The 20327-nt window shown below is 38.9% G+C and carries 21 protein-coding genes and 2 pseudogenes; 17 read left to right on the forward strand and 6 right to left on the reverse strand.

The window, feature by feature from the left end; all coding sequences use genetic code 11:
• Window positions 1–2 precede the first annotated feature (2 nt).
• Window positions 3–1049, reverse strand: a complete 1047-nt coding sequence (locus JCM9152_RS05995; RefSeq protein ID WP_035342072.1) for an ABC transporter substrate-binding protein — start codon at window positions 1047–1049, stop codon at window positions 3–5.
• Window positions 1036–2128 (reverse strand): annotated as a pseudogene (locus JCM9152_RS06005) (ABC transporter ATP-binding protein). The gene JCM9152_RS05995 and the pseudogene JCM9152_RS06005 overlap by 14 nt, the downstream one beginning before the upstream one ends.
• Window positions 2129–2287: 159 nt before the next feature.
• On the opposite strand from JCM9152_RS06005, the gene JCM9152_RS06010 reads away from it, so the two are divergent.
• Entirely contained in the window at window positions 2288–3169 is an 882-nt protein-coding gene (locus JCM9152_RS06010) for a LysR substrate-binding domain-containing protein (RefSeq protein WP_035342078.1), read from the forward strand.
• 37 nt (window positions 3170–3206) lie between these two features.
• Here the strand turns inward: JCM9152_RS06010 and JCM9152_RS06015 are convergent, their stop codons facing one another.
• Window positions 3207–4130 (reverse strand): ArsR/SmtB family transcription factor, encoded by a 924-nt coding sequence (locus tag JCM9152_RS06015; RefSeq protein ID WP_035342080.1) that lies wholly within the window; start codon window positions 4128–4130, stop codon window positions 3207–3209.
• Window positions 4131–4333: 203 nt separating this feature from the next.
• On the opposite strand from JCM9152_RS06015, the gene rraA reads away from it, so the two are divergent.
• The 12 genes from rraA to JCM9152_RS06070 all read left to right on the forward strand — a co-directional run bounded on the left by rraA (window position 4334) and on the right by JCM9152_RS06070 (window position 13553).
• A complete protein-coding gene (gene rraA, locus JCM9152_RS06020) occupies window positions 4334–4819 on the forward strand; it encodes a ribonuclease E activity regulator RraA (protein WP_035342082.1) in 486 nt (161 codons plus the stop codon).
• Between the two features lie 207 nt (window positions 4820–5026).
• Window positions 5027–5233 carry a DUF302 domain-containing protein gene (locus JCM9152_RS24340; protein ID WP_500778234.1) on the forward strand — a complete coding sequence of 69 codons (207 nt, stop codon included), beginning with the start codon at window positions 5027–5029 and terminating at the stop codon, window positions 5231–5233.
• A complete protein-coding gene (locus tag JCM9152_RS23985; protein WP_369384532.1) occupies window positions 5212–5403 on the forward strand; it encodes a DUF302 domain-containing protein in 192 nt (63 codons plus the stop codon). Before JCM9152_RS24340 ends, JCM9152_RS23985 begins: the two co-directional genes overlap by 22 nt.
• 138 nt (window positions 5404–5541) lie before the next feature.
• A complete protein-coding gene (locus tag JCM9152_RS06030) occupies window positions 5542–6762 on the forward strand; it encodes a CynX/NimT family MFS transporter (protein ID WP_035342352.1) in 1221 nt (406 codons plus the stop codon).
• A 244-nt stretch (window positions 6763–7006) separates the two neighbouring features.
• The gene (locus tag JCM9152_RS06035; protein WP_035342084.1) at window positions 7007–7375 is read left to right on the forward strand and encodes a DUF2089 domain-containing protein; all 369 of its coding nucleotides are present in this window, start codon (window positions 7007–7009) and stop codon (window positions 7373–7375) included.
• A 13-nt stretch (window positions 7376–7388) separates the two neighbouring features.
• Window positions 7389–7769, forward strand: coding sequence for an SHOCT-like domain-containing protein (locus JCM9152_RS06040; RefSeq protein WP_035342086.1), 381 nt, complete (start codon window positions 7389–7391; stop codon window positions 7767–7769).
• A 33-nt stretch (window positions 7770–7802) separates the two neighbouring features.
• Entirely contained in the window at window positions 7803–8780 is a 978-nt protein-coding gene (locus tag JCM9152_RS06045) for a daunorubicin resistance protein DrrA family ABC transporter ATP-binding protein (RefSeq protein WP_035342088.1), read from the forward strand.
• Between the two features lie 4 nt (window positions 8781–8784).
• Window positions 8785–9600: an ABC transporter permease gene (locus JCM9152_RS06050; protein WP_035342090.1), complete on the forward strand. Its 816-nt coding sequence runs from the start codon at window positions 8785–8787 to the stop codon at window positions 9598–9600.
• Between the two features lie 214 nt (window positions 9601–9814).
• Window positions 9815–10981, forward strand: coding sequence for an iron-containing alcohol dehydrogenase (locus tag JCM9152_RS06055; RefSeq protein ID WP_035342092.1), 1167 nt, complete (start codon window positions 9815–9817; stop codon window positions 10979–10981).
• Between the two features lie 437 nt (window positions 10982–11418).
• Window positions 11419–12786 carry an MATE family efflux transporter gene (locus JCM9152_RS06060; protein ID WP_035342354.1) on the forward strand — a complete coding sequence of 456 codons (1368 nt, stop codon included), beginning with the start codon at window positions 11419–11421 and terminating at the stop codon, window positions 12784–12786.
• 69 nt (window positions 12787–12855) lie between these two features.
• Window positions 12856–13236, forward strand: coding sequence for a YhfM domain-containing protein (locus JCM9152_RS06065; protein ID WP_035342094.1), 381 nt, complete (start codon window positions 12856–12858; stop codon window positions 13234–13236).
• A gap of 2 nt (window positions 13237–13238) precedes the next feature.
• Window positions 13239–13553: a hypothetical protein gene (locus tag JCM9152_RS06070; RefSeq protein ID WP_035342096.1), complete on the forward strand. Its 315-nt coding sequence runs from the start codon at window positions 13239–13241 to the stop codon at window positions 13551–13553.
• A gap of 62 nt (window positions 13554–13615) precedes the next feature.
• On the opposite strand, the gene JCM9152_RS06075 is transcribed toward JCM9152_RS06070, so the two are convergent.
• Window positions 13616–14386: a class I SAM-dependent methyltransferase gene (locus JCM9152_RS06075; protein ID WP_052015658.1), complete on the reverse strand. Its 771-nt coding sequence runs from the start codon at window positions 14384–14386 to the stop codon at window positions 13616–13618.
• Between the two features lie 141 nt (window positions 14387–14527).
• Between JCM9152_RS06075 and JCM9152_RS06080 the strand changes: the two genes are divergently transcribed.
• The 3 genes and pseudogenes from JCM9152_RS06080 to JCM9152_RS06090 all read left to right on the forward strand — a co-directional run.
• Entirely contained in the window at window positions 14528–15385 is an 858-nt protein-coding gene (locus JCM9152_RS06080; RefSeq protein WP_035342098.1) for a LysR family transcriptional regulator, read from the forward strand.
• A 207-nt stretch (window positions 15386–15592) separates the two neighbouring features.
• Window positions 15593–16771 (forward strand): S41 family peptidase, encoded by a 1179-nt coding sequence (locus tag JCM9152_RS06085; protein ID WP_035342100.1) that lies wholly within the window; start codon window positions 15593–15595, stop codon window positions 16769–16771.
• A 227-nt stretch (window positions 16772–16998) separates the two neighbouring features.
• Window positions 16999–17439 (forward strand): annotated as a pseudogene (locus tag JCM9152_RS06090) (class I SAM-dependent methyltransferase); the annotation flags it as partial.
• Between the two features lie 301 nt (window positions 17440–17740).
• On the opposite strand, the gene JCM9152_RS06095 reads toward JCM9152_RS06090, so the two are convergent.
• Complete coding sequence (locus tag JCM9152_RS06095) at window positions 17741–18433, reverse strand: DsbA family oxidoreductase (RefSeq protein ID WP_035342102.1); 693 nt, start codon at window positions 18431–18433, stop codon at window positions 17741–17743.
• Between the two features lie 302 nt (window positions 18434–18735).
• Window positions 18736–19284, reverse strand: a complete 549-nt coding sequence (locus tag JCM9152_RS06100) for a DUF3231 family protein (RefSeq protein ID WP_035342105.1) — start codon at window positions 19282–19284, stop codon at window positions 18736–18738.
• Window positions 19285–19520: 236 nt separating this feature from the next.
• Between JCM9152_RS06100 and JCM9152_RS06105 the strand changes: the two genes are divergently transcribed.
• Complete coding sequence (locus JCM9152_RS06105; RefSeq protein ID WP_035342108.1) at window positions 19521–20129, forward strand: dihydrofolate reductase family protein; 609 nt, start codon at window positions 19521–19523, stop codon at window positions 20127–20129.
• Window positions 20130–20327 lie beyond the last annotated feature (198 nt).

Raw genomic sequence — 20327 nt, forward strand, 5'->3', positions numbered from 1 at the left:
CGTTATCGGATCATCTCCATAAAACGCTCTAATATCGTTTGTGTATGCTCTTCTAAGTAATCCCAGTCGTAATCTAACGCTGGGATCTCATCGAGTCCAAGGCGAATATTAGCTGGTTTAATATCAACTCGCGCTGGGAGTAAATAAGCGTCTGCGACGATTTCCTGTCCTTTATCAGATAGGATGAAATCAATATATGCTTTCGCCGCATCAGGATTTTGTGTACTTTCTAAAATAAAAGCAGGGCGTGGTGTAATCATCGTTCCACTTTCAGGGAAGACAATATCCACGGGTTCGCCGTTTTCCATATTGCTATAAACCATATAATCAACACCGGCCATAACGACTGAATTAGCCCCTGAAATAACCGTTTGTAATGCTGGATTATTTGCACCTTCCATTTGAAGTCCATTGTCTTTAAGTTGTCCCAATACATCCCACCCATCTTCCTCTTCTTGATTAATATAAGCGGCTATGAAATCACGTGCCGTACCTGATTGGGTTGGGTCTGGGATCGCGATTTGATCGTTGAATTCATCAGCAGCTAAGTCCGACCAATCAGTCGGCGGCTCTGAAACTAAGTTCGTATTGTAGCTTAATCCTAAAGCAGAGGCACTAAATCCATAGAAGTGAAATTCCTCGTCATACCAATCATCGTGAAGAGATGATGCGTATGGTGATTCATAAGCGAGCGTGAGTCCTCTATCTTTGTAATCGATAGCTGGAGGCAAAGAGGCAAGAGCGACAACATCAGCAAGTGGGTTGCTTTCTTCAGCTTCAAGTCGACCAAGTACATCACCTGTTGTTCCTTGGAACATATCAACTGTAATGCCTGTTTCTTCTGTGAAGGCTTCAGCTAATTGCTCAGCCATACCTCCAGGGCCTGATGTGTAAAGGGTTAATGAGCTCGATTCTTCCTTTTCTGTTTCTTCCGCCTGTTCATTGTTGGCTGATTGTTCATTAGCATTTCCTTGTACTTCCTGTTCAGACTGAGCACATGCTGCAAGTAAGAGCAATAGTAGAAAAAGAAATAATTTAAGCTGTTTCATGAGATAATCCCCCTATTTGGTTAATAAAATGAATCGAGTCGGACACGATCGTAAAATAGATAGCTTGTCCTAGAGTTAATCGTTCGGATGAATAAGCAAACAGTCGTTTCATGTTCTTCCCGATTTGTAACGTGACTTCATACCTTTCTCCTAAAAAACTAACGGTTTCAACTACGCCCGCATGTGCATGATGAAATGGAACTTGCGAAAGGCGTACATGTTCGGGTCGAATGACAATCGTACTTTCTCCAGCGTATGATTTGTATTTCTCCTGCTTAGGGAGTTGAATAAGAATATCGGTGTCGATTTTCACGTAAGCTTGATCACCATTATGAATTATCAAACCATCAAATGGTGCCTTTGCCGATAAAAGAAGCGACTTCTTTTGAGCACGGAAAACGATAAATGTCTTCGGGTGCTCCTTGTTGCAAAATTTCTCCAGCATTCATAACGACAACGTGATCAGATATCGCCATCGCTTCATTTTGGTCATGAGTGACGTAAATGGCTGTCATCTTAAGCTGTTTTACGAGTGATTGCAATAAGATTCTCATATCATCACGTAATGTAGCATCTAGTGCGCTTAATGGTTCATCCATTAAGATGACTGCGGGATCATTGGCAATCGCTCTAGCGACAGCAACTCGCTGTTGTTGGCCACCGGATAGTTGATGTGGATATCGCTTACTATAAGATTCAAGTTGCACATTTCTTAAGGCGGTTTGTACTTTGTCATGTAAAGCTTTTCTCTTTCCGGTCGCTTTAAGGCTGTAAGCAACATTTTCAAAGACTGTCATATGTGGCCAAAGAGCAAAGTCTTGAAATACCATACCGATGCCTCTTTTTTGTGGAGGAACTTGAATGTGTTTTTCTTTTGAATAAATAGTTGAGTCATTCATCTTAATCGTTCCATTATCAGCCTCCTCTAGACCAGCAATTATGCGAAGTAATGTCGTTTTCCCACAGCCTGATGGGCCTAGCAAACTAACAAATGAACTAGATGGAATCGTTAAATGAAGTGATTTTAGTGCTTGTAAGGAACCGAAAGATTTTTCAATAGCTGTTAACTCAATCTTCAATCATAACTCTCCTTTCCGTCTAATTGTCTTGCTTATCTATTACGATAACGGTGAAATGTTAATAGAGTATTAACGCTTTTTTAACATCTAATTAATAAAATCAATAGGTTACAGATGCTACTATAGAAATAATCTATGGAGGGACGGAGAGATTTACAAATGAATGTACAGCAACTGGATATGTTTTATCGATTTTGCCAATGTAAAAGTGTGTCTAAGGTTGCACGTGATCTGAACTTAAAGCAACCGACGGTATCGTTTCATTTAAAAAAATTACGTGATTCCGTTGGGATCACGTTGTATGAGCAAAAGGGTGAGGAGATCGTATTAACATCAGCAGGGGCGATGCTTCATCAATATGCTGAGAAGATTTTGCGCCTCGTGTCTGAGACGGAGCGTGTGATGAAGGATTATCAATCATTTAATAGAGGAGAGTTACGTATAGGGGCGAGCACAATTCCTGCAAACTACGTTCTACCACCTATATGCAGTCGATTTTTTTCAAGGAGACCAAATGTTCAAATTACGTTACATGTACATTCAGCACCGACTATTAAGAAAATGGTAAAGGAAAAAGAAGTCGATTTTGGCGTTATCTCAACTCAGCCAATGAAGGATTCGTTGTTGGTAGAGAAAGAGATTGTTTCAGATAATCTCGTATTTGTTGTATCGTATTCACATGAATATGCCATTTTAGATAAACTAACACGTCACGATATAGAAAAAGTTCCTATTTATATTCACAGTTCTGGCTCGACGAGAGAGATGATTAACGAATGGGCTGAAAAAGAGAAGCTTTCTTTAAATATCCGTATGGAGCTAACGAGTATTGAGGCGATAAAAAAAATGGTCAGTATTGGAGGAGGAGGGGCGATTCTATCAAAACGTGCCGTACAGGAAGAAGCGCAGCAAAATGTGCTTGCGTTGCATTCGTTACCAGATCTTGCGCATAACCGCTCTATCTCGTTAATTTATCATTATGACCGCCCTATTAGCCCACTAATGCAAGAGTTCATAACAGATATATTTCGTGAAGTATGAGTTAGCGTTAGCGATAAAAAAGCTAACAGTAAGTTGTTTAACTGTTAGCCGTATTTTTATGATTATAATAGAGTCTAAAAACGAGATCTTGATTGTAATTGCCAAAGCCTGATCCAAAGAGGGTTAGCCCACCGACATGAGAAGCGTCTTCTTTAACTGATATTCGAAAAGACCATTGCTTATTGAGAACATTGATATCATAAATGGTTGATGAAGAGATTTGCTGGCCATCTATATATGTACCATCTTTAGAAATACGCAATATTTTTAAGATGCCATATTGGTTAATAATTCGTGGCCACCAGTCTGGTGTATATTTTCCTGGGCGATCTCCATAATCACCTGGACTTGTCCATGTTCCGATTTCGACATCATTTAATTCAAACGTAATATCAGAAGGCCAATGATCATTTGTAAATGGTGCTTCAGAAGATAGTTCAAGTGAGATCTCTAGCTCCTCGGGCTCCTGAGTAGAAAGAAGGAAGTTCGGAATTTTGTATTCGACAAATCCTTGACTAAACCAAAGGATTTTCGCATTAACTCGTTGCGGGTCAAGGAAATAACGAGGTTCGTCAAATTCACCTACATACTTTTCTGTTGTCGCTAAACCGCATGTTGGTTTGACAGAGAAATCAGTATAGTGGCCGACCGATACTTCAGTATGATAAAAGTCTTTTTTTAATTGTTGATGATTTGGAAAAAGGATTTCGATTTTTTCAGTATTTAATATACACCGCTTTTGCACCCCGCCTTTTCCAGGAATCATTTCTGTGCGGATGATTCCTGCCTTTTCTAATTTTTTTATGTGCATCGTCATGATGGCGCTACTCAAATTTGAGGCTTCAGCCAATTCACGAATATTCATCGACTTATCGGTAAGGTGTTGAATTAGGGAAAGACGAACTTTACTGGCTAGCGCCTCATAGACAGGAAGTGATTGTTGAGAGATATTTAACTGCATCTATTTCCTCCGTACGTCATATAATTAATGTTAATGTAAATAATAATACAGCTTTGTTAATATTTTAACAAGGTTATTTGATTAATTGTTAAAATTTTTGTGATAACACTTATAAATTAACTTTTTCATAATTGAAAATATGATAGAATGGAGCTAATATAAATGTATATGTAAATATATTATTCTTTTTAGGAGGGACTCTTTTGAGTTTTCATACTTCTCAATTATGTGATCAAAATGATGGACAAATCGTTGTTGCTGAAAGTTCGCTTCTTCAATATTACGGTAATAAGAAAGCCTTTTCAGGACGAGTGGTAACGGTGAAAGTATATGAAGATTATGGATTAGTAAAAAAGGTCATTGAAACAGCTGAAGAGGGAAGTGTGATCGTCATACATGGTTCTGGCTCTAGACGATCCGCTCTAATTGGAGCAGAGCTTGCGCAGCTCAGTATTGAAAAGAAAGTATCTGGATTGATCATTTACGGATGCATACGTGATTCTGAGATGATCAAGCAGCTGGATATTGGAGTAATGGCGATCGGAACAATCCCCGTGCTTAGTTCATGCGAAGGTTCAGGAGAAACTGATATTGCTTTTCATTTTGCGAGTGTTGATTGGAAGCCTGGGCAATATGTATATGTCGATCAAGACGGTGTCGTTGTTTCAGATGAGGACCTTTTACAATAAAGAATATATTCTTAAATAAGTGTTTTATAGATTGTTTCTATGTATTAATTTAAAGAGTGGTATACTTTTGAATAAAATGGAATTGACGAATATAAAAAAATATGAGAAAATACCTGATTTTTTAGAAAATTGAATACAACCTTTTCAAACAGGGTAAAGGCTTTTAACAAAGTAGATGAATATTTTGATAAGGAGCTGTTTTTTATTATGTTTGATTATACGGTTGAATCTTCTAAAAGTTTTCAAGAAACGATAGAGCATTTACAAAAGGCATTAATGGAAGAAAAATTTGGTGTATTATGTGAGTTTGATTTGCAGGCGAAATTTAATGACTTCACTATAATGAATCGTATACCGTTTTGGAAGTGTGTAATCCAATTGAGTCGAAAAAAATGCTTGAAATCAATAAGTTAGCAGGCTATTTTCTACCATGTAAAATAACCGTTTATCGGGATAAAGGTAAAATAAAGGTCGGGATGCCAAAGCCATCTGTGCTACTTCGAAGCTTAAACAACGAGGAATTAAATACGATTTCTGATGAAATTGAAAGAAGACTCATGTCAGCCATTCAAAAAAGTATTTAAAAGTGAATACGTTGCTGAAAAGCAAAGGGGTGTGGAAAGTCCTTTTGCTTTTTATTTATCCCTACATCCTCATTTTCCTCTTGATGAAGAATGATGGAAGCGTTAGTGTAGAAAATGGAGAGTGGGGAATATTATGATATGAAACAGAAACGATGGAAGAAATGGCTTTTTATTATAGGGTTAATCGTAGTTGCGTTAAATTTGCGGCCAGCTATTACATCTGTTGGTCCAATCATTCAAGATATTCGTAGCGATACAGGGGTTTCAAATGGGGTAGCTGGGATGTTAACGACCGTTCCGTTACTAGCGTTTGCCATCTTATCACCATTTGCTCCAAAGTGGGGGCGGAAGCTCGGGAACGAAAGAGCCATTTGGGTGGGGTTATGGATACTCGGTGTTGGCATTGTGATTCGGCCATTTGCATCGATCTCTTTTTTATTTATAGGTACTGTTTTAGTTGGTGCGGGTGTGGCGATAATCAATGTGTTACTTCCGGGAATTGTGAAAAGGCGTTTCCCAGCTAAAATAGGGTTAATGACTGGTGTATATTCGATGTCAATGGGACTAGCTGCAAGCCTCGGTTCCGGATTAAGTGTTCCTATGTCGCAACAATTGCATTTAGGCTGGGAGAATGGGCTTCGGTTCTGGGTAATTATTGTCATTATCGGACTACTTGTTTGGCTCCCGCAGCTAAGCAAGGGAACTACTTCAAGCCATCTGTTAAAAGAGAGCAGCACCGTTAAGTCAAGTCTATGGAGATCAAAACTTGCATGGCAAGTGACATTGTTTATGGGATTACAGTCGTTATTGTTTTACTGTATGATTTCATGGTTGCCTGAGATTTTGTCAAGCAGAGGAACAGACCTCATAACTGCGGGGTGGCTTGTAGCAGGGATGCAGCTAATTGGTTTACCAGCTACACTATTAGCACCTGCTCTGGCAGATCGATTGTCAAACCAAAAAGGGATTGTGTACGTGATTGGTCTATGTTCCTTCATTGGGATCGGTATATTATTTATTGACGTACAGTCAATATGGCTACTTGGGTTAAGTGTTCTTATGATGGGTGTCGCTTTTGGTGCTAGTATTAGTATGGCATTGACATTTATTAGTTTGCGAACGCGAACCGCAGAACAGGCGGCTAATCTTTCTGGAATGGCGCAATCAATAGGCTACTTATTAGCAGCAAGTGGACCGTTTATGCTGGGCTTTCTCTATGATTGGTTTGTATCATGGGACGTTGCATTGTTGGTTCTCTTAGCTGCAAGTATCGCAATGCTCATCATTGGTGTTGGTGCCGGGCAAGCGAAGTATGTGTTAGATGAAGAAAATGAGAAGAAAACTGTATCAGGAATTTAAAATATTGTCGTTCTCGTATATTCATTTCGGAAAGGAGCTTGTATGTATAGTTCCTTTCTTTTTTTGAGGAAGGAGCTACTATCTTGGAATATTGATATATTTACGATTTTTGTATAGTGGTAATTAATAATATTAATTTATTGATTGAATTTTTTTATATTTTTTTGAAAAATAATTAAAAAGATTATTTACATTTTATTTGATGTGGATTAAACTTACAATTGAAGAAGGGAGCTGATCGGAAATGATACATCCAGTCATCACATCTTGTCCTGTATGCAGTCAAACGATGAAAGTAACGAGGCTTCATTGTACGCACTGTCATACAACGATTGAAAATCAATTTGAATTTTCAAAATTTGCAGCATTGTCCAAAGAGCAGCTTCACTTTGCAGAAATTTTCATTACTTGCCGAGGGAATATTAAAGAGGTTGAAAAAGAGTTAGGCATTTCTTATCCAACTGTTCGCGGTAAGTTAACAGAGATCATATCAGCATTAGGCTATGAACAAGAAAAGAAAACGGTCGCGGCTGATAAGAGTAAGGTGATTCAAATGCTAGAAAATGGTGAAATTTCATCAGAGGATGCGATTAAATTATTGAAAGAGGAATAGGAGAGTGGGATTGATGAAGGACGAGATAACGAAGGTTCTGAACATGGTTCAAGAGGGGAAGATTGATGCCAAAGAAGGAACGGAATTAATTGAGCTGTTGAAGCAGGAGGACATAGAAACGACAACGAAACAATCAGAGTATTTAAAGAAGACATTGAAAATCCGTATACATTCAGAAGATAATGAAAATGTTTCGGTTAATTTACCGATCAAGCTCGTAAAAGTAGTTCTAGTGGCAGGACATAGTATTGCATCGAAAATTCCCCAATCTGAGCAATATGTGAAAGACCTTGACATTGGTCTCATTATCGAAGCAATAGATAATGAGTTAGAAGGTCAAATTGTCGATGTGAAATCCTCGAATGGGGATACTGTATCTGTCATTATTGAATAGAGAGTTAAATACATTGAAAGAAGAAAGGAAGGGATGTCATTGGATCGTTCCAACTATGCAATTGAGGCTAATGGGTTAGTGAAGGTATTTGGGGAGAATCGAGCTGTTGATGGTGTCGACCTGAAAGTGAAGGCTGGTACGGTATATAGTATTTTAGGGCCGAACGGTGCCGGAAAAACAACAACCATTCGTATGCTAGCAACGTTATTGAAATCAGATGGAGGTTCGGCGAAAATACTTGGACATGATTTAAAGTCAGACGCGAAGAAAGTAAGGAGTCGTGTAAGTTTAACGGGGCAGTTTGCTTCAATTGATGAGGATTTAACTGGCTATGACAATTTAAGAATGATTGCTCGATTGATGGGTTTTTCAAGACAAAAGGCGAAAGCCCGCGCAATTGAATTGTTACGTGCCTTTGGTCTTGAAGAAGCAGGAAAGCGTCAAGTGAAAAAATATTCAGGTGGAATGAGAAGAAGAATTGATATTGCGGCAAGTATTGTCGTGACACCGGATCTCTTGTTTCTTGATGAGCCAACAACTGGATTAGATCCACGAAGTCGAAACCAAGTGTGGGATATTGTAAGAGTGTTAGTTAGTACAGGAACGACCGTGTTATTGACGACGCAATATTTAGATGAAGCTGATCAGTTGGCCGATCGTATTGCCGTCATTGACCGTGGGAAGGTCATTGCTGAGGGGACGAGTGGGGAGCTGAAAGCTTCGATTGGCTCAGGAATGCTACACGTTAGATTATTAAACCCGGAACAACGTCCCGAAGCTGAGAAGTTGTTGCACGAGCATTTGCAGGCTGAGATGCAAGCTGGATCAGATCCGGCAGCTCTTTCAGCAAGGATTAAGGATAGTGAGAAGGCAGCGCAGGCCTTGGCAGAACTTACGAAGTCTGGAATCGGTGTCACCGACTTTTCATTAGGACAGCCGAGCTTGGACGAAGTGTTTCTTACTTTGACTGGTAGACCAGCTGAGGATGAAGAGCAAGAGGAGGAGGTGTAGAGCGATGAATTCAAATGTAAATGAAACGTTAAAAACAGCGATAGCCAATGGAGAACGACCGAAACGTGCTCGTGGCTGGACTTCGACCTTTGTTTTTACGTGGCGTGCGATTTTGAAAATTAAATATGTACCTGAACAGTTGTTTGACGTAACCATGTTTCCGATTATGTTCACGTTAATGTTTACATATTTATTTGGCGGAGCGATCGCTGGTTCTACGAGTGAGTATTTGCAATTTTTATTACCTGGTATTCTTGTTCAAACCGTTGTGTTTACATCGATCTATACGGGGACAGCATTGAATACAGATATTTCAAAAGGAATATTCGATCGGTTTCGATCCTTGCCGATCTGGGGACCATCACCACTCGTCGGGGCTCTTTTAGCTGACACGGTACGTTACTCGATTGCATCAGCGATTGTTATCATATTAGGTCTTATTTTAGGCTTTCGACCAGAGGGGGGGACACTTGGCGTTTTATTAGGGGTATTGTTGCTGCTTATTTTCGCCTTTAGCCTATCATGGATCTTTACCGCGCTTGGTTTAGTGATGCGGACGCCAAATGCGGTCATGGGTGTTAGTATGGTCGTCCTGTTCCCATTGACATTTGCGAGTAATGTGTTTGTTGATCCGGCAACGATGCCAGGTTGGCTTCGAGCATTTGTTGATGTCAATCCGATTACTCTTCTTGTCACAGCGATTCGTGGACTGATGCAAGGGACGGTGACGGCAGGGGAAATAGGTGTTGTGCTTTTATTTAGTTTAGTACTCATCGTTATTTTTGCACCATTGACGATGTTTTTGTATCGAAAGAAGTAAGCAAGTTTAAGTATGGAAGGTCGAGAATGAAATCTTTGTGATTGTATTCTCGGTCTTTTTATTTTGGGGAATTTTTGGCTGTATACGGGCTCCTGAGAGTTTCAAGCGAACCTATTATATTGGCATGAAAATTCGATTCTCCATACGCCAAGTGTAACCGTTTGCTTTTTTTATTTAGATCGGCGTATATTAGGATCGAAGGGAGATGACATCAATGCAGAATTTTGAATTTCAAAATGGAACAGCAATTATTTTTGGAAAAAATCAGGAGCAGGTTGTTGGCAAACAGACTGCTGCTTTTGGAAAGAAGGTTCTTCTTCATTATGGAGGTGGAAGTATAAAGAAGAGTGGGTTATATGACCGTGTAGTTTCTTCATTAAAGGCAGAGGGAATTGAGGTTTTTGAATTAGGTGGGGTAAAGCCGAATCCGCGTGTTGATTTAGTACGTGAAGGCGTTTCGATTTGTAAGAAAGAAGGTATCGAGTTCATTCTTGCAGTTGGTGGAGGAAGTGTGATTGATTCAGCGAAAGCGATCGCAGCAGGAGCATATTATGATGGCGATGTTTGGGATTACTTTATTGGCAAAGCTGAAGTGGATCTATGTGTGCCAATTGGCGTAGTATTAACGATTCCTGCTGCGGGAAGCGAAACGAGTGGAGGGACCGTTGTCACGAATGAGGATGGCTTGTACAAACGCTCTACAGGTCACCAAAATATGAGACCGCAATTCGCGATATTAAATCCCGAGCTTACTTACACATTACCTGCCTATCAAACGGCATGTGGTCTTACAGATATGATGGCTCACATTTTAGAGCGTTATTTCACAAATGAACAGCATGTTGATTTAACTGATCGACTATGTGAAGGTACGTTAAGATCGATTATTGCCAATGCTCATACGGTTATCGATGATCCGACCAACTACGATGCACGTGCCGAAATTATGTGGGCCGGAACAATTGCTCATAATGATTTATTAGGAACAGGTAGAATCGGTGATTGGGCAAGTCATGAAATTGAGCATGAGATTAGTGGTATTTATGATATTGCTCACGGTGCAGGGTTAGCGATTATTTTTCCTGCTTGGATGAAATATGTCTATAAACATAATGTGAACCGTTTTGCCCAATATGCAAATCGAGTGTGGGATGTTGAGATTGATCTCAATGATTTAGAAAAAACGGCATTAGCTGGTATAAAAAAGACCGAGGATTTTTTCCACTCAATTGGTATGCCGATTCGATTAACTGAGGTTGATATCGATCGTACACACTTTGATGAGATGGCCAAAAAGGCGACAGATCGTTGCCCATTAGGGAATTTCGTCAAGCTAGAAGCGAATGATGTACATAAGATATATGAATTGGCTTTAGATTAGAATAGGGAGTGTATGGCTGATGTGATTTCAGCTATGCACTCTTTTTCTTTTGATGGAGCATAAAGGGGATTTTACCAATTATTTCACTGAAACACGTTCATTGAGAAAACTAGCTATAAGGCACTGAAAAAAGGTCGTTTTTTAGCCTTTTCGTTGTTTTTAAGTACGCGAAACTAAGCTTGATACGAGTGGGTTTATCGTATTAAGTAAGAAACGAGTGAATCCATTGCTAGTCCAATCATAGGTACTACAAAAATTGGTTTGTGATTTTTTAGTGAACTCCTAGCTATTGCTTTTTCTTAAATAAATCATATAGTTTTTCTAGCTTCAATGAAGTAAGGGGTATGGTAAAATGTCTGCTATTAAATAGAAACGATCTTCTTTTTTTTGAAAGCGTTTAAAAAAGAAGTAAAAGCGAAGGTGTATATACTGTGTCTATGAAACAAACGACAAATCATATGAAGCACGTCACGTTATTTGCGATTACATGGCCGATTTTTATTGAAGTATTTTTACAAGCGATGATGAAGTTTTCTGATATATTTATGCTGAGCTTTATTTCTGATGAAGCTGTTGCTGCAATTGGTGTTGTAAATCAAGTCATGATGTTTACATTTGTCTTATTTAATTTTACTGCGATGGGCTCCGGTGTTGTTGTGGCTCAGTTTGTTGGCGCGAGAAAGAAAAAGGATGTTAGCTTAACGATTGCCAATGCAATTGTAATAAACTTATTATTTGGGGTATGTATTAGTGTGTTGGTTGTTCTGTTTCGTCAGCAGTTTCTGACACTTTTTAACTTAGCACCTGAGCTATTTGAATATGCTGATATCTATATGTTGATTGTTGGTTCTGCGCTATTTACACATGCTCTTGTCTTAACTATTTCTGCTGTGTTACAAGCAATGGGGTTTACGAAGGATGTCATGTATGTTGTATTAGCGATGAATGCTTTAAATATCTTCGGAAATTATTTATTCATATTTGGAGCGTTAGGTGTACCTCAATTAGGAGTGATGGGTGTTGCAATTGCGACGGTGATTTGTCAAGCATTAGCTTTGGTGACTTTTTTCATTCTTCTCTATCGTCGTGTGGAAGTGCGAATTAGATGGTCTGATTGGTTGGAGGTAAAAGTCGAATACGTCAAAAAAATTATGGCGATTGGTGTGCCAGCAGCTGGAGAGCACTTATCCTTTAATATGAGTCAAATCGTTATTACAATTTTTATTACGTTGCTTGGGGCGACAGCTTTGGCGACGAAAGTCTATACGCAAAATCTACTGATGTTCATGGTTGTGTTTTCGATGTCGATTTCAAAAGGAATGCAAATTTATATCGGTCAGCTTGTCGGAGCGGGGTTGAAAGAAGAGGCGTATCGTCAAATGTTTCGTGGATTACGAGTCGCTTTAACAATTGCCATTACTGTGGGCCTAGTTATCGCTATTTCTGGTGAGAGGTTGTTTGGTTTTTTTACAGATGATGCGGAAATCATTGCACTTGGCTCGATTTTGTTAATTATTGGAGTGTTATTAGAGCCTGGACGGACTTCAAACTTAGTGATTATTAGTGCGCTACGGGCTTCAGGTGATGCGCGATTTCCTGTATTAATAGGGATTGCCTCGATGTGGGGAGTGAGTGTATTGTTATCGTATATATTAGGTATTCATTTAGGCTATGGCTTAATTGGAATATGGATTGCGATGCTATTAGATGAATGGTTACGTTCGGTCTTAATGTTCTTTCGCTGGCGCAGTCGGAAATGGATGAGTAAAGGATTAGTTGAAAAGAAAGATCGATCATCGGCATAATGGATGGATACGGAAAATGTAGAAACTTTATATTGAATTAGAACGTCTCATTGCTAGGAGGGATGTACAATGGAAAAATGTACTTTGTTTTGTATCGTAACAAGCCTTACCTTAGTTGGATGTTCTTATATACATATGAGTGAAGAAGTGGCACAAGATCATGTAGAAACAATTTGTAACACGAATGTGAATGCTTTAGAGTTAAAGAGTGAGGTAGAAATTGATATGTTTAAAAGCGCAGTACGCCACGCAAAGCAAGAACCAGGATTAGTCAATATGTCCAAACATCAGTATCAATTTTGTATTGACGGAGACGCCTATTTTCTTTGGAGTACAGAAGAATCAGGGGTCATCATGCATGCTAATGATACACATACTATTTTTACATTATCGGATCAGTCGGTTGATGACGTAAATGCGTTTATTGTTCGATTAACAAAGGGGGAATAGGCGTGGTTGCATTACTTAATATCGGTAGCCTTGTGCTCGGGCTAATTGCTTGGATACTTCCTGTTGTCACTTTCATACGTATGAACAATCACCATGATCACAGTGTGTTCACACTTATTGTAACGAGCATCAGTGCTTGTGCCATTTCACTATGCTTTCAGATTTTCAGTATCAATCATCTTGTAACAATTGAGGATTGGTCTGCTCTTATGGATATCATGGACACACTTTCATTTGCCGCAGCTGTTCTTCTAATCGTTACAATCATTTTAAATGTCATTAATCTTCTAATTTATCGTAATAGGTTAGTGAAATAGAAGATGAGTGGATATGTGGTTGTTGGGGGAGGCTAGAAAGAAGATTCTAGCCCTCCCTTATGCTAGTCTTTAATCCCAACAACTCGAATTCGTTTATAGTCTGCGATCCAACGGTTGTTCGTAAATAACGTGTTACGGAGATTCTTTTCTATACTCGTATAAATCCGTTCTTTCGTTTCGGTTGTAGCATGTTTAAACATTTCTACAGCGAACATCTCGAGCCAATTTCTTAAACCATCATCCCCTTCTAAGGGAGTCGGTCTATGAAAATGTAGAGCAACGCTCACATGAAATCCTACTTCCTCCATTAAAGTAGCGTATTCACCTATACTTGGGAAGTACCAAGGAAATTGCTCAGGGCTGTATGTGACGCTTGAGAGCTTTAACTGCTTTAAGATTTCGTTTGTGATTATTTCCACATTTCCTTTACCGCCAAATTCGGCAACAAACCTTCCTCCTGGCTTCAAACTATGATAGATACAATTCAAAGCTTGCTTCGGTTTCTTCTCCCAGTGAAGCGTTGCGTTTGAGAATACCGCATTGAATTCATTTTCATATGTCAATTTAACAACATCTTTCACGTTGAATGGAATATGGGGATATTTTTTCAATGCTTGATGAATCATATTGGCAGATTTGTCCACACCAATTACGTCTGCACCGTGCTTATTTAGTTTATAAGCTAAATCCCCTGTCCCGCATCCAATATCAAGAATTTTTTCTCCTTTTTTAGGTGCTAAAAGTTCAACTAAATCATTTCCAAACTCCGATACAAATGAATGGCTTCGATCATATAATTCTGCATTCCAACGATCTTTAATCGGCATCTTCATGTTCGGCTCCCTCCTTTGTTTTGCGTTTTACCATTAATTCGAATGTGATAATTGCATTATATGGTAAAAAATATATAATTAAAATTAACAAAAAAGTTGAATTTTAATAACTAAATGTTATTAATAGTAAAGGGGATTGAATTGGATATTAAATGGTTAAAGACATTTATCATCTGTGCCAAGCTTGAAAATTTCAGAAAAGCGTCAGAGGAATTATTTCTTACGCAACCTGCGGTAACAAAACAAATTAAACGTCTCGAGGAGCATCTAAATAGCCAGTTGTTCGACCGAATAGGGAAAAACGTGATTTTAACGCAAGCTGGGTATAAATTTCTACCTTACGCAAAGGAATTTGTAGCAACGTATGAACGAGGGATGGAGCGTTTTGAATCATGGAAGCAAGGCTATCGTCGTAAATTAACGATTGCAACAGCCCCTCAAATTGCCTCATCCTTCTTACCTTCGTTATTACGAGCTTTTGTGGATGAAAACCCTGATATGGAAGTAACGATAGATGTGATCAAATCATATGAAATAGGAGAGGCAATCAGTTCAGGAAGAGCTGACTTAGGGTTATCAAAAGTAATGCCGTTACAAGCTAATATTGAGGTTGAAGCATTCGCAGAAGAACGAGTCATTTTAGTAGGATCGACTAGACATACGGGAGTAATGGCGGAAAGTGAAGCATTAACAACGTATAGACTTATCACACATAATCATCCAGACTATTGGGATTTTTTATTAAATGATATTAAGAGGCATTACCCTCAGGTACGAACGATGGAAGTGAACCAAATTGAAGTGACCAAGAAGTTTATTGAAAATGGTCTAGGTGTTTCCTATCTACCTTACTCCATGGTTGAAGAAGAAATAGCGAAAAATCATTTACTAGAAATAAAATCTGAGAAAGTCTCAACTCCTACTTCTGCAACGTATATATTAACTAGAGTTGCCACAAATGAAGTGAGTCATTTTATGGAGTTTTTGAAAGGAACTTAATTGAGCATTTCAAGAGGTGACTAAAGGAATACACTTATTATATGATTGAATTCGGACAATGGAAACTGCTAGTGCACATACATAGTAGTCATACCGCCCAGGTATGGCTTATTTTTTTGTTGTTACGTTATAAAACTAACTCAAAAAAAGGAATTTCACCTTACATGAAGAATATGTAAATGAATCGAAAGGGGTGTGGTGAATGTCATGATTTCTTTAGAGGATCGGCTATTTCTTCTATCCAAAGCCTATGCAATCATCTCTAAATATTTTGCTCATTGGGAGGATGGGCGGATCACCGAAGATCAATTAGATGATACGTATCAGCACTATTTATCGAAGACTGTACATATGAAGGATAGCTCTGAATTTATGAAACTTATGTTAGAGTTTTTAGCGTTATTTAATAATAAACATACTGTATATTTTGATCGTTCATTAGCCCCTGCTATTTGTTGGGAGAGGCTTGAAGAAGCGATGCCGTTAGGGTTTTCAATGAAGTTAATTAATGATGATTGGATCGTCGTTGATAGTGTAGTAAAAGAAATTCGTCCAGGAGATATAGTGATGAAGGTGAATGATGAGACAATTAAAAGTTGGATTGAGACGCTTAAAGGATATTTTCCAGAATTGAATGCCTCATCACAAGTCGCTCGTGCGCAATTGTTTTGGACGTTATTATATCCAAGAGACGAATATTTGATTGAATTAGTGGATCAATTCGGACAAGTGAAACGTGTAAGAGTGGATCCAAAAGAAGGCTATAGAAAGCAAAGTGAACCGATATCACAATGGTTAACAAAAGGTGAAATGGCCTATTTGAAGATTCCTTCATTTGCAAAGCAAAGCTATGAAGCACAAGTGTTAGACGAATTAAGCGAGTTTTGTCATGCAAAAGCGATTATAATGGATCTTCGCGGTAATCAAGGAGGAAGTACACCAGCTAAGTTAGTTGAGAAATTAATGAACCAAAAATGGAGGTGGTGGTCGATCGAGACGACATTGCCTATTCCAGATAATGTTGATTTAGCATGCTATTATGAACCAGCTCGTCATGCTTACGATGGAGATGTGATCTTTTTAGTTGATGGTGAAACGGCTTCTGCTGCGGAGGATTTGATCGTTCCATTCAAAGATAATCATCGAGCGATGATCATCGGTGAGACAACGGCAGGGTCAACAGGACAACCTTATCATTATGAGACGGAACGTTATTTTCTTTGTGTCGGTGCTATGAGAGCACGGATGCCTAACGGCGATCCATTTGAGGGGATAGGGATTGAACCTGATATTAAGGTGCAGCTTACGAGAGAAGATTTATATGAACAGCGGGACACTTGTCTAGCAACAGCGATTCACTATCATAAGCAGCTAACCAATAGCTAGAAAGGACATAGTATGGCTCAAGAAATGTTTTTAGATCCCCCGATGCCGGAGAGGCCACTGAAAAAGTTGCTTTTCCCTTTTTCAGTGGCCTTTAAATAATGCGCGTAGCCGTTGCCCGATTTTGAAAGCCTTGCTATGAGTGGGTTTCTCATAGCAAGGCGCGCGACGAGCGGAGCCATTACTCTTCTTTGAGTTACTAGAAAGGACTTTTTCAGTGCTCTCGATGCCGGATGGAGTATTACATTGCAAAGCTGACGATTCAAGACAATGATCAATTATTGGATGTCGATTGTAATACAGGTGATACTGAAAAGTTAATCGTGGATCAGTATCCAAAGATTCATAGCATCATCGGTCTCGATTATGAAGAGCAACGAATTAATCGAGCCAAGCAAAGGTGGGAGCAGGATGAGAAGAAGGTGGCCTTTGTTCAAGGAGATGCTGCTGATCTTCCATTTGAAGATAATAGGTTTGACAAAGTGATTTGTGCAGAAACGTTAGAGTGGGTAAAGGAGCCATTGCGGGCCATTCAAGAGATAAGAAGAGTGCTTAAACCTAATGGAATCGCACTGATTCAGCATACAGGTTGGGACCAAACGGTGTATACAACAAAAAGACCCCCGAAAAACGAGAGAGGTCATTCAAGCATTTGCCGATGCAGGTACTGATGGAATCATTGGTAGGAAGTTATTCGGATTATGTCAGCAAGCAAATTTTCAAAAAGTCACTCCCGCTGTCTATGTAATGATCAATACATGTACCGTTTAGCCCATATGATGAGAGATTGGCTCTTAAAAAAAAGAGAGATTCATTGAGAAGGAAATAGAGGATTGGTTGTCCGAGTTGGATGAGCTTTCTAAAGTGGATCAATTTTTTCTTCTCGATTAATCGCTATATGTGTATTTGTACGAAATAAGGCATTTTAAGAGGAGTGCCCAAGGTGAATAACATACCTTTTAGGGCACCTCCTTAAACACTACACCCATCATTGTTGCATGTACCTTCTCCGTCCATTTGCTTTTGTGACAATGGTTGATCTTGTTCAAGTATTTGTTTTATTGATTGGACGAAGGTGTCTGTTGGTTGTGCCCCTGTAATCGCATATTTTTGATTGATGAGGAAAAAAGGCACGCTACGAATACCATATTCTGTTGCTTGCTGCTCATCTTTGCGAACAAGCTCAGTCATTTCTTCGCTTTCGAGTAACGCAGAAACGGCTTCTTGATCTAGTCCAACTTCAGTAGCAAGCTGAATAAGGGTCGAATGATTACCAATATGCTTGCCTTCAGAAAAGTGAGCGTGCAATATTCGTTCGGTCACCTCTTGCATTAGACCCTTATTGTAAGCGTATAGCGCGAGACGATGCGCATCAAATGTATTCGTGACAACCATTTGATCAAAGTTGAAATCTAACCCTACCTCAGCAGCCATTTTCTTCACATTTTCGGTATTAGCTCTTGCCTCTGCTAGACTCATTCCATATTTTTTTGCGAGCATTTCATATATCGTTTCCTTTGATTGACCGTCAGCGTCAGGGTCTAATTCAAAGCTACGATAAACAACTTCAATCGGCTCTTCGATTTGTTTCAAGGCTTCCTCTAGGCGTCGTTTACCAATATAACAAAAGGGACAAGCGAAATCTGTCCACATTTCAATAATCATGTTCCATCCTCCTTTTGTAAACGGGTTACTATTAGTATACAGAGCGTATCTTCTTGAGTCCAAAATATTGATTGGAGGACACGATTACGTGATGATTGTTAGTATGATTAAAGTATTGTACAACCAAACGACAAATGTGCATCATAGAATGACAAGTGTATAGAACTCCTTCAAAGTCTAATTTCTCAATTTTTATGCTGAGAAATTAGACTTTGAGATATTAGAATTTTTTTAACGTTGTAAATCCGCATATTCTAACGCTATCCCTTTATCAAGTAGGTAGCACGATAGAAATTTTAGCTTTATTGTTGTTGAGAACCAGGTGGGACGTAAAATGGTGGCACTTTAATCCATCCGCGTTTGCGCATTAAATGTTTTAATCTATTCGCGAAAGCCAATTTCTCTGCTTGAAACTGAATAAACAATAAACCTACATCTGTACGAATTGATTCTGATGCAGCACCAGCAGCACGCATAATTAAGCTAACAATTTTTAAAGATAATTCGTTTGCAATTACATTATCCGTTAATTTAACACCGAGAGGAATACTGTTAGGGTCTGATATTGGCATATCTTCAGGGGCAGGAGGTAATGTAATTCCTTCCTTAATCATAAAATCATGCAGGCGTTTCCTTTGACTCGTTCCTAGTTTCAAATCTTCTTCAAGTATTGCTTTTAGTTCATTATCCGTCGTGGTATTTATACCTGCTTGAACAGCAACTTTGGCTAATTCAAGGCCTGCTAAGTAAATCCAGCATGCCATCACTTCTCCGACATGAAGAGGTTGATCTTCATCTTGAACTGCCGTGGATTTCATTGAATCCAAAAATGTTTCCAATACATTTAACATGTAAGTATCCTCCTGATTTTATAGTTTAATCATTTATATTATTTGTGTCATACGATTTTATTATTCAGAACAGACGGATCGGCGGCAAATGATGGATCGAATTACGGCATATTAAAATAGCTAGGTTGGATTCATTTTCCTTATTGCATTCTTGTAGCTGTATTCATTAGTAAAGCAATCGAGAAGAAATACGCTATTATTTTTTCATATAAACTACTGATAAGGAGGTTATAAAAATGAGTAAAGTTATTCTAAATATTTCGATGTCTCTTGATGGATTTATAGCAGGAACGAATGATAGTCAAAAACAACCTTTAGGAGATCAAGGCGAAATTTTGCAAAGATGGCTGTTTTCTGGAGATACAACGAGTCAAACCAATGACTTTTTTAAGCTTTCAACGATTGACAAAAACATTTTTGATTGGGCTGCTGAAAAAACCGGTGCAATGATTGTTGGGAGAAGGACTTATGATATTGTGAACGGTTGGGGAGGAAGTCATCCTTTAAAACATATTCCTGTATTTGTCCTAACTCACAATGTCCCAGATAGACCACCTAAAGGTACTTCACCTTTTACGTTTGTTACAGATGGAGTGGAACAGGCAGTTCAGCAAGCGAAGGAAGTAGCTGGTTCCAAGGATGTGAGTGTTGGTACAGCTAGTGTCGCTCAGCAGTGCATTCAGTTAGGTCTTCTCGATGGATTAGATCTACATATTGCTCCGGTATTGCTCAGTAAGGGAATACGTTTGTTTGATCACATTGGACAGGAGCGGGTGATGTTGAAATCGACTGAGGTCGTTGAAGGAACGGGTGTGATACATGTAAAATATGATGTGATTAAATGATTAGTTTCAAACAATCGCACCAAGAGGCTGGTCGTTCTTACGTCACTTTCACTATGAAAATAGTAGTACAAATCCTGGCCGGGGTCTGTACTACTAATCTTAATGTTTTTATTACGGGATAATAGTGTATAAGGGTTCATAAAAAGCCGATGCGCGTTTTCTATGAAAATGAAATCAAGTGAAAGTCTTGGAGAAGAA

The organism is Halalkalibacter hemicellulosilyticusJCM 9152, from assembly GCF_000513115.1.
Taxonomy (GTDB): domain Bacteria; phylum Bacillota; class Bacilli; order Bacillales; family Bacillaceae_D; genus Halalkalibacter; species Halalkalibacter hemicellulosilyticus.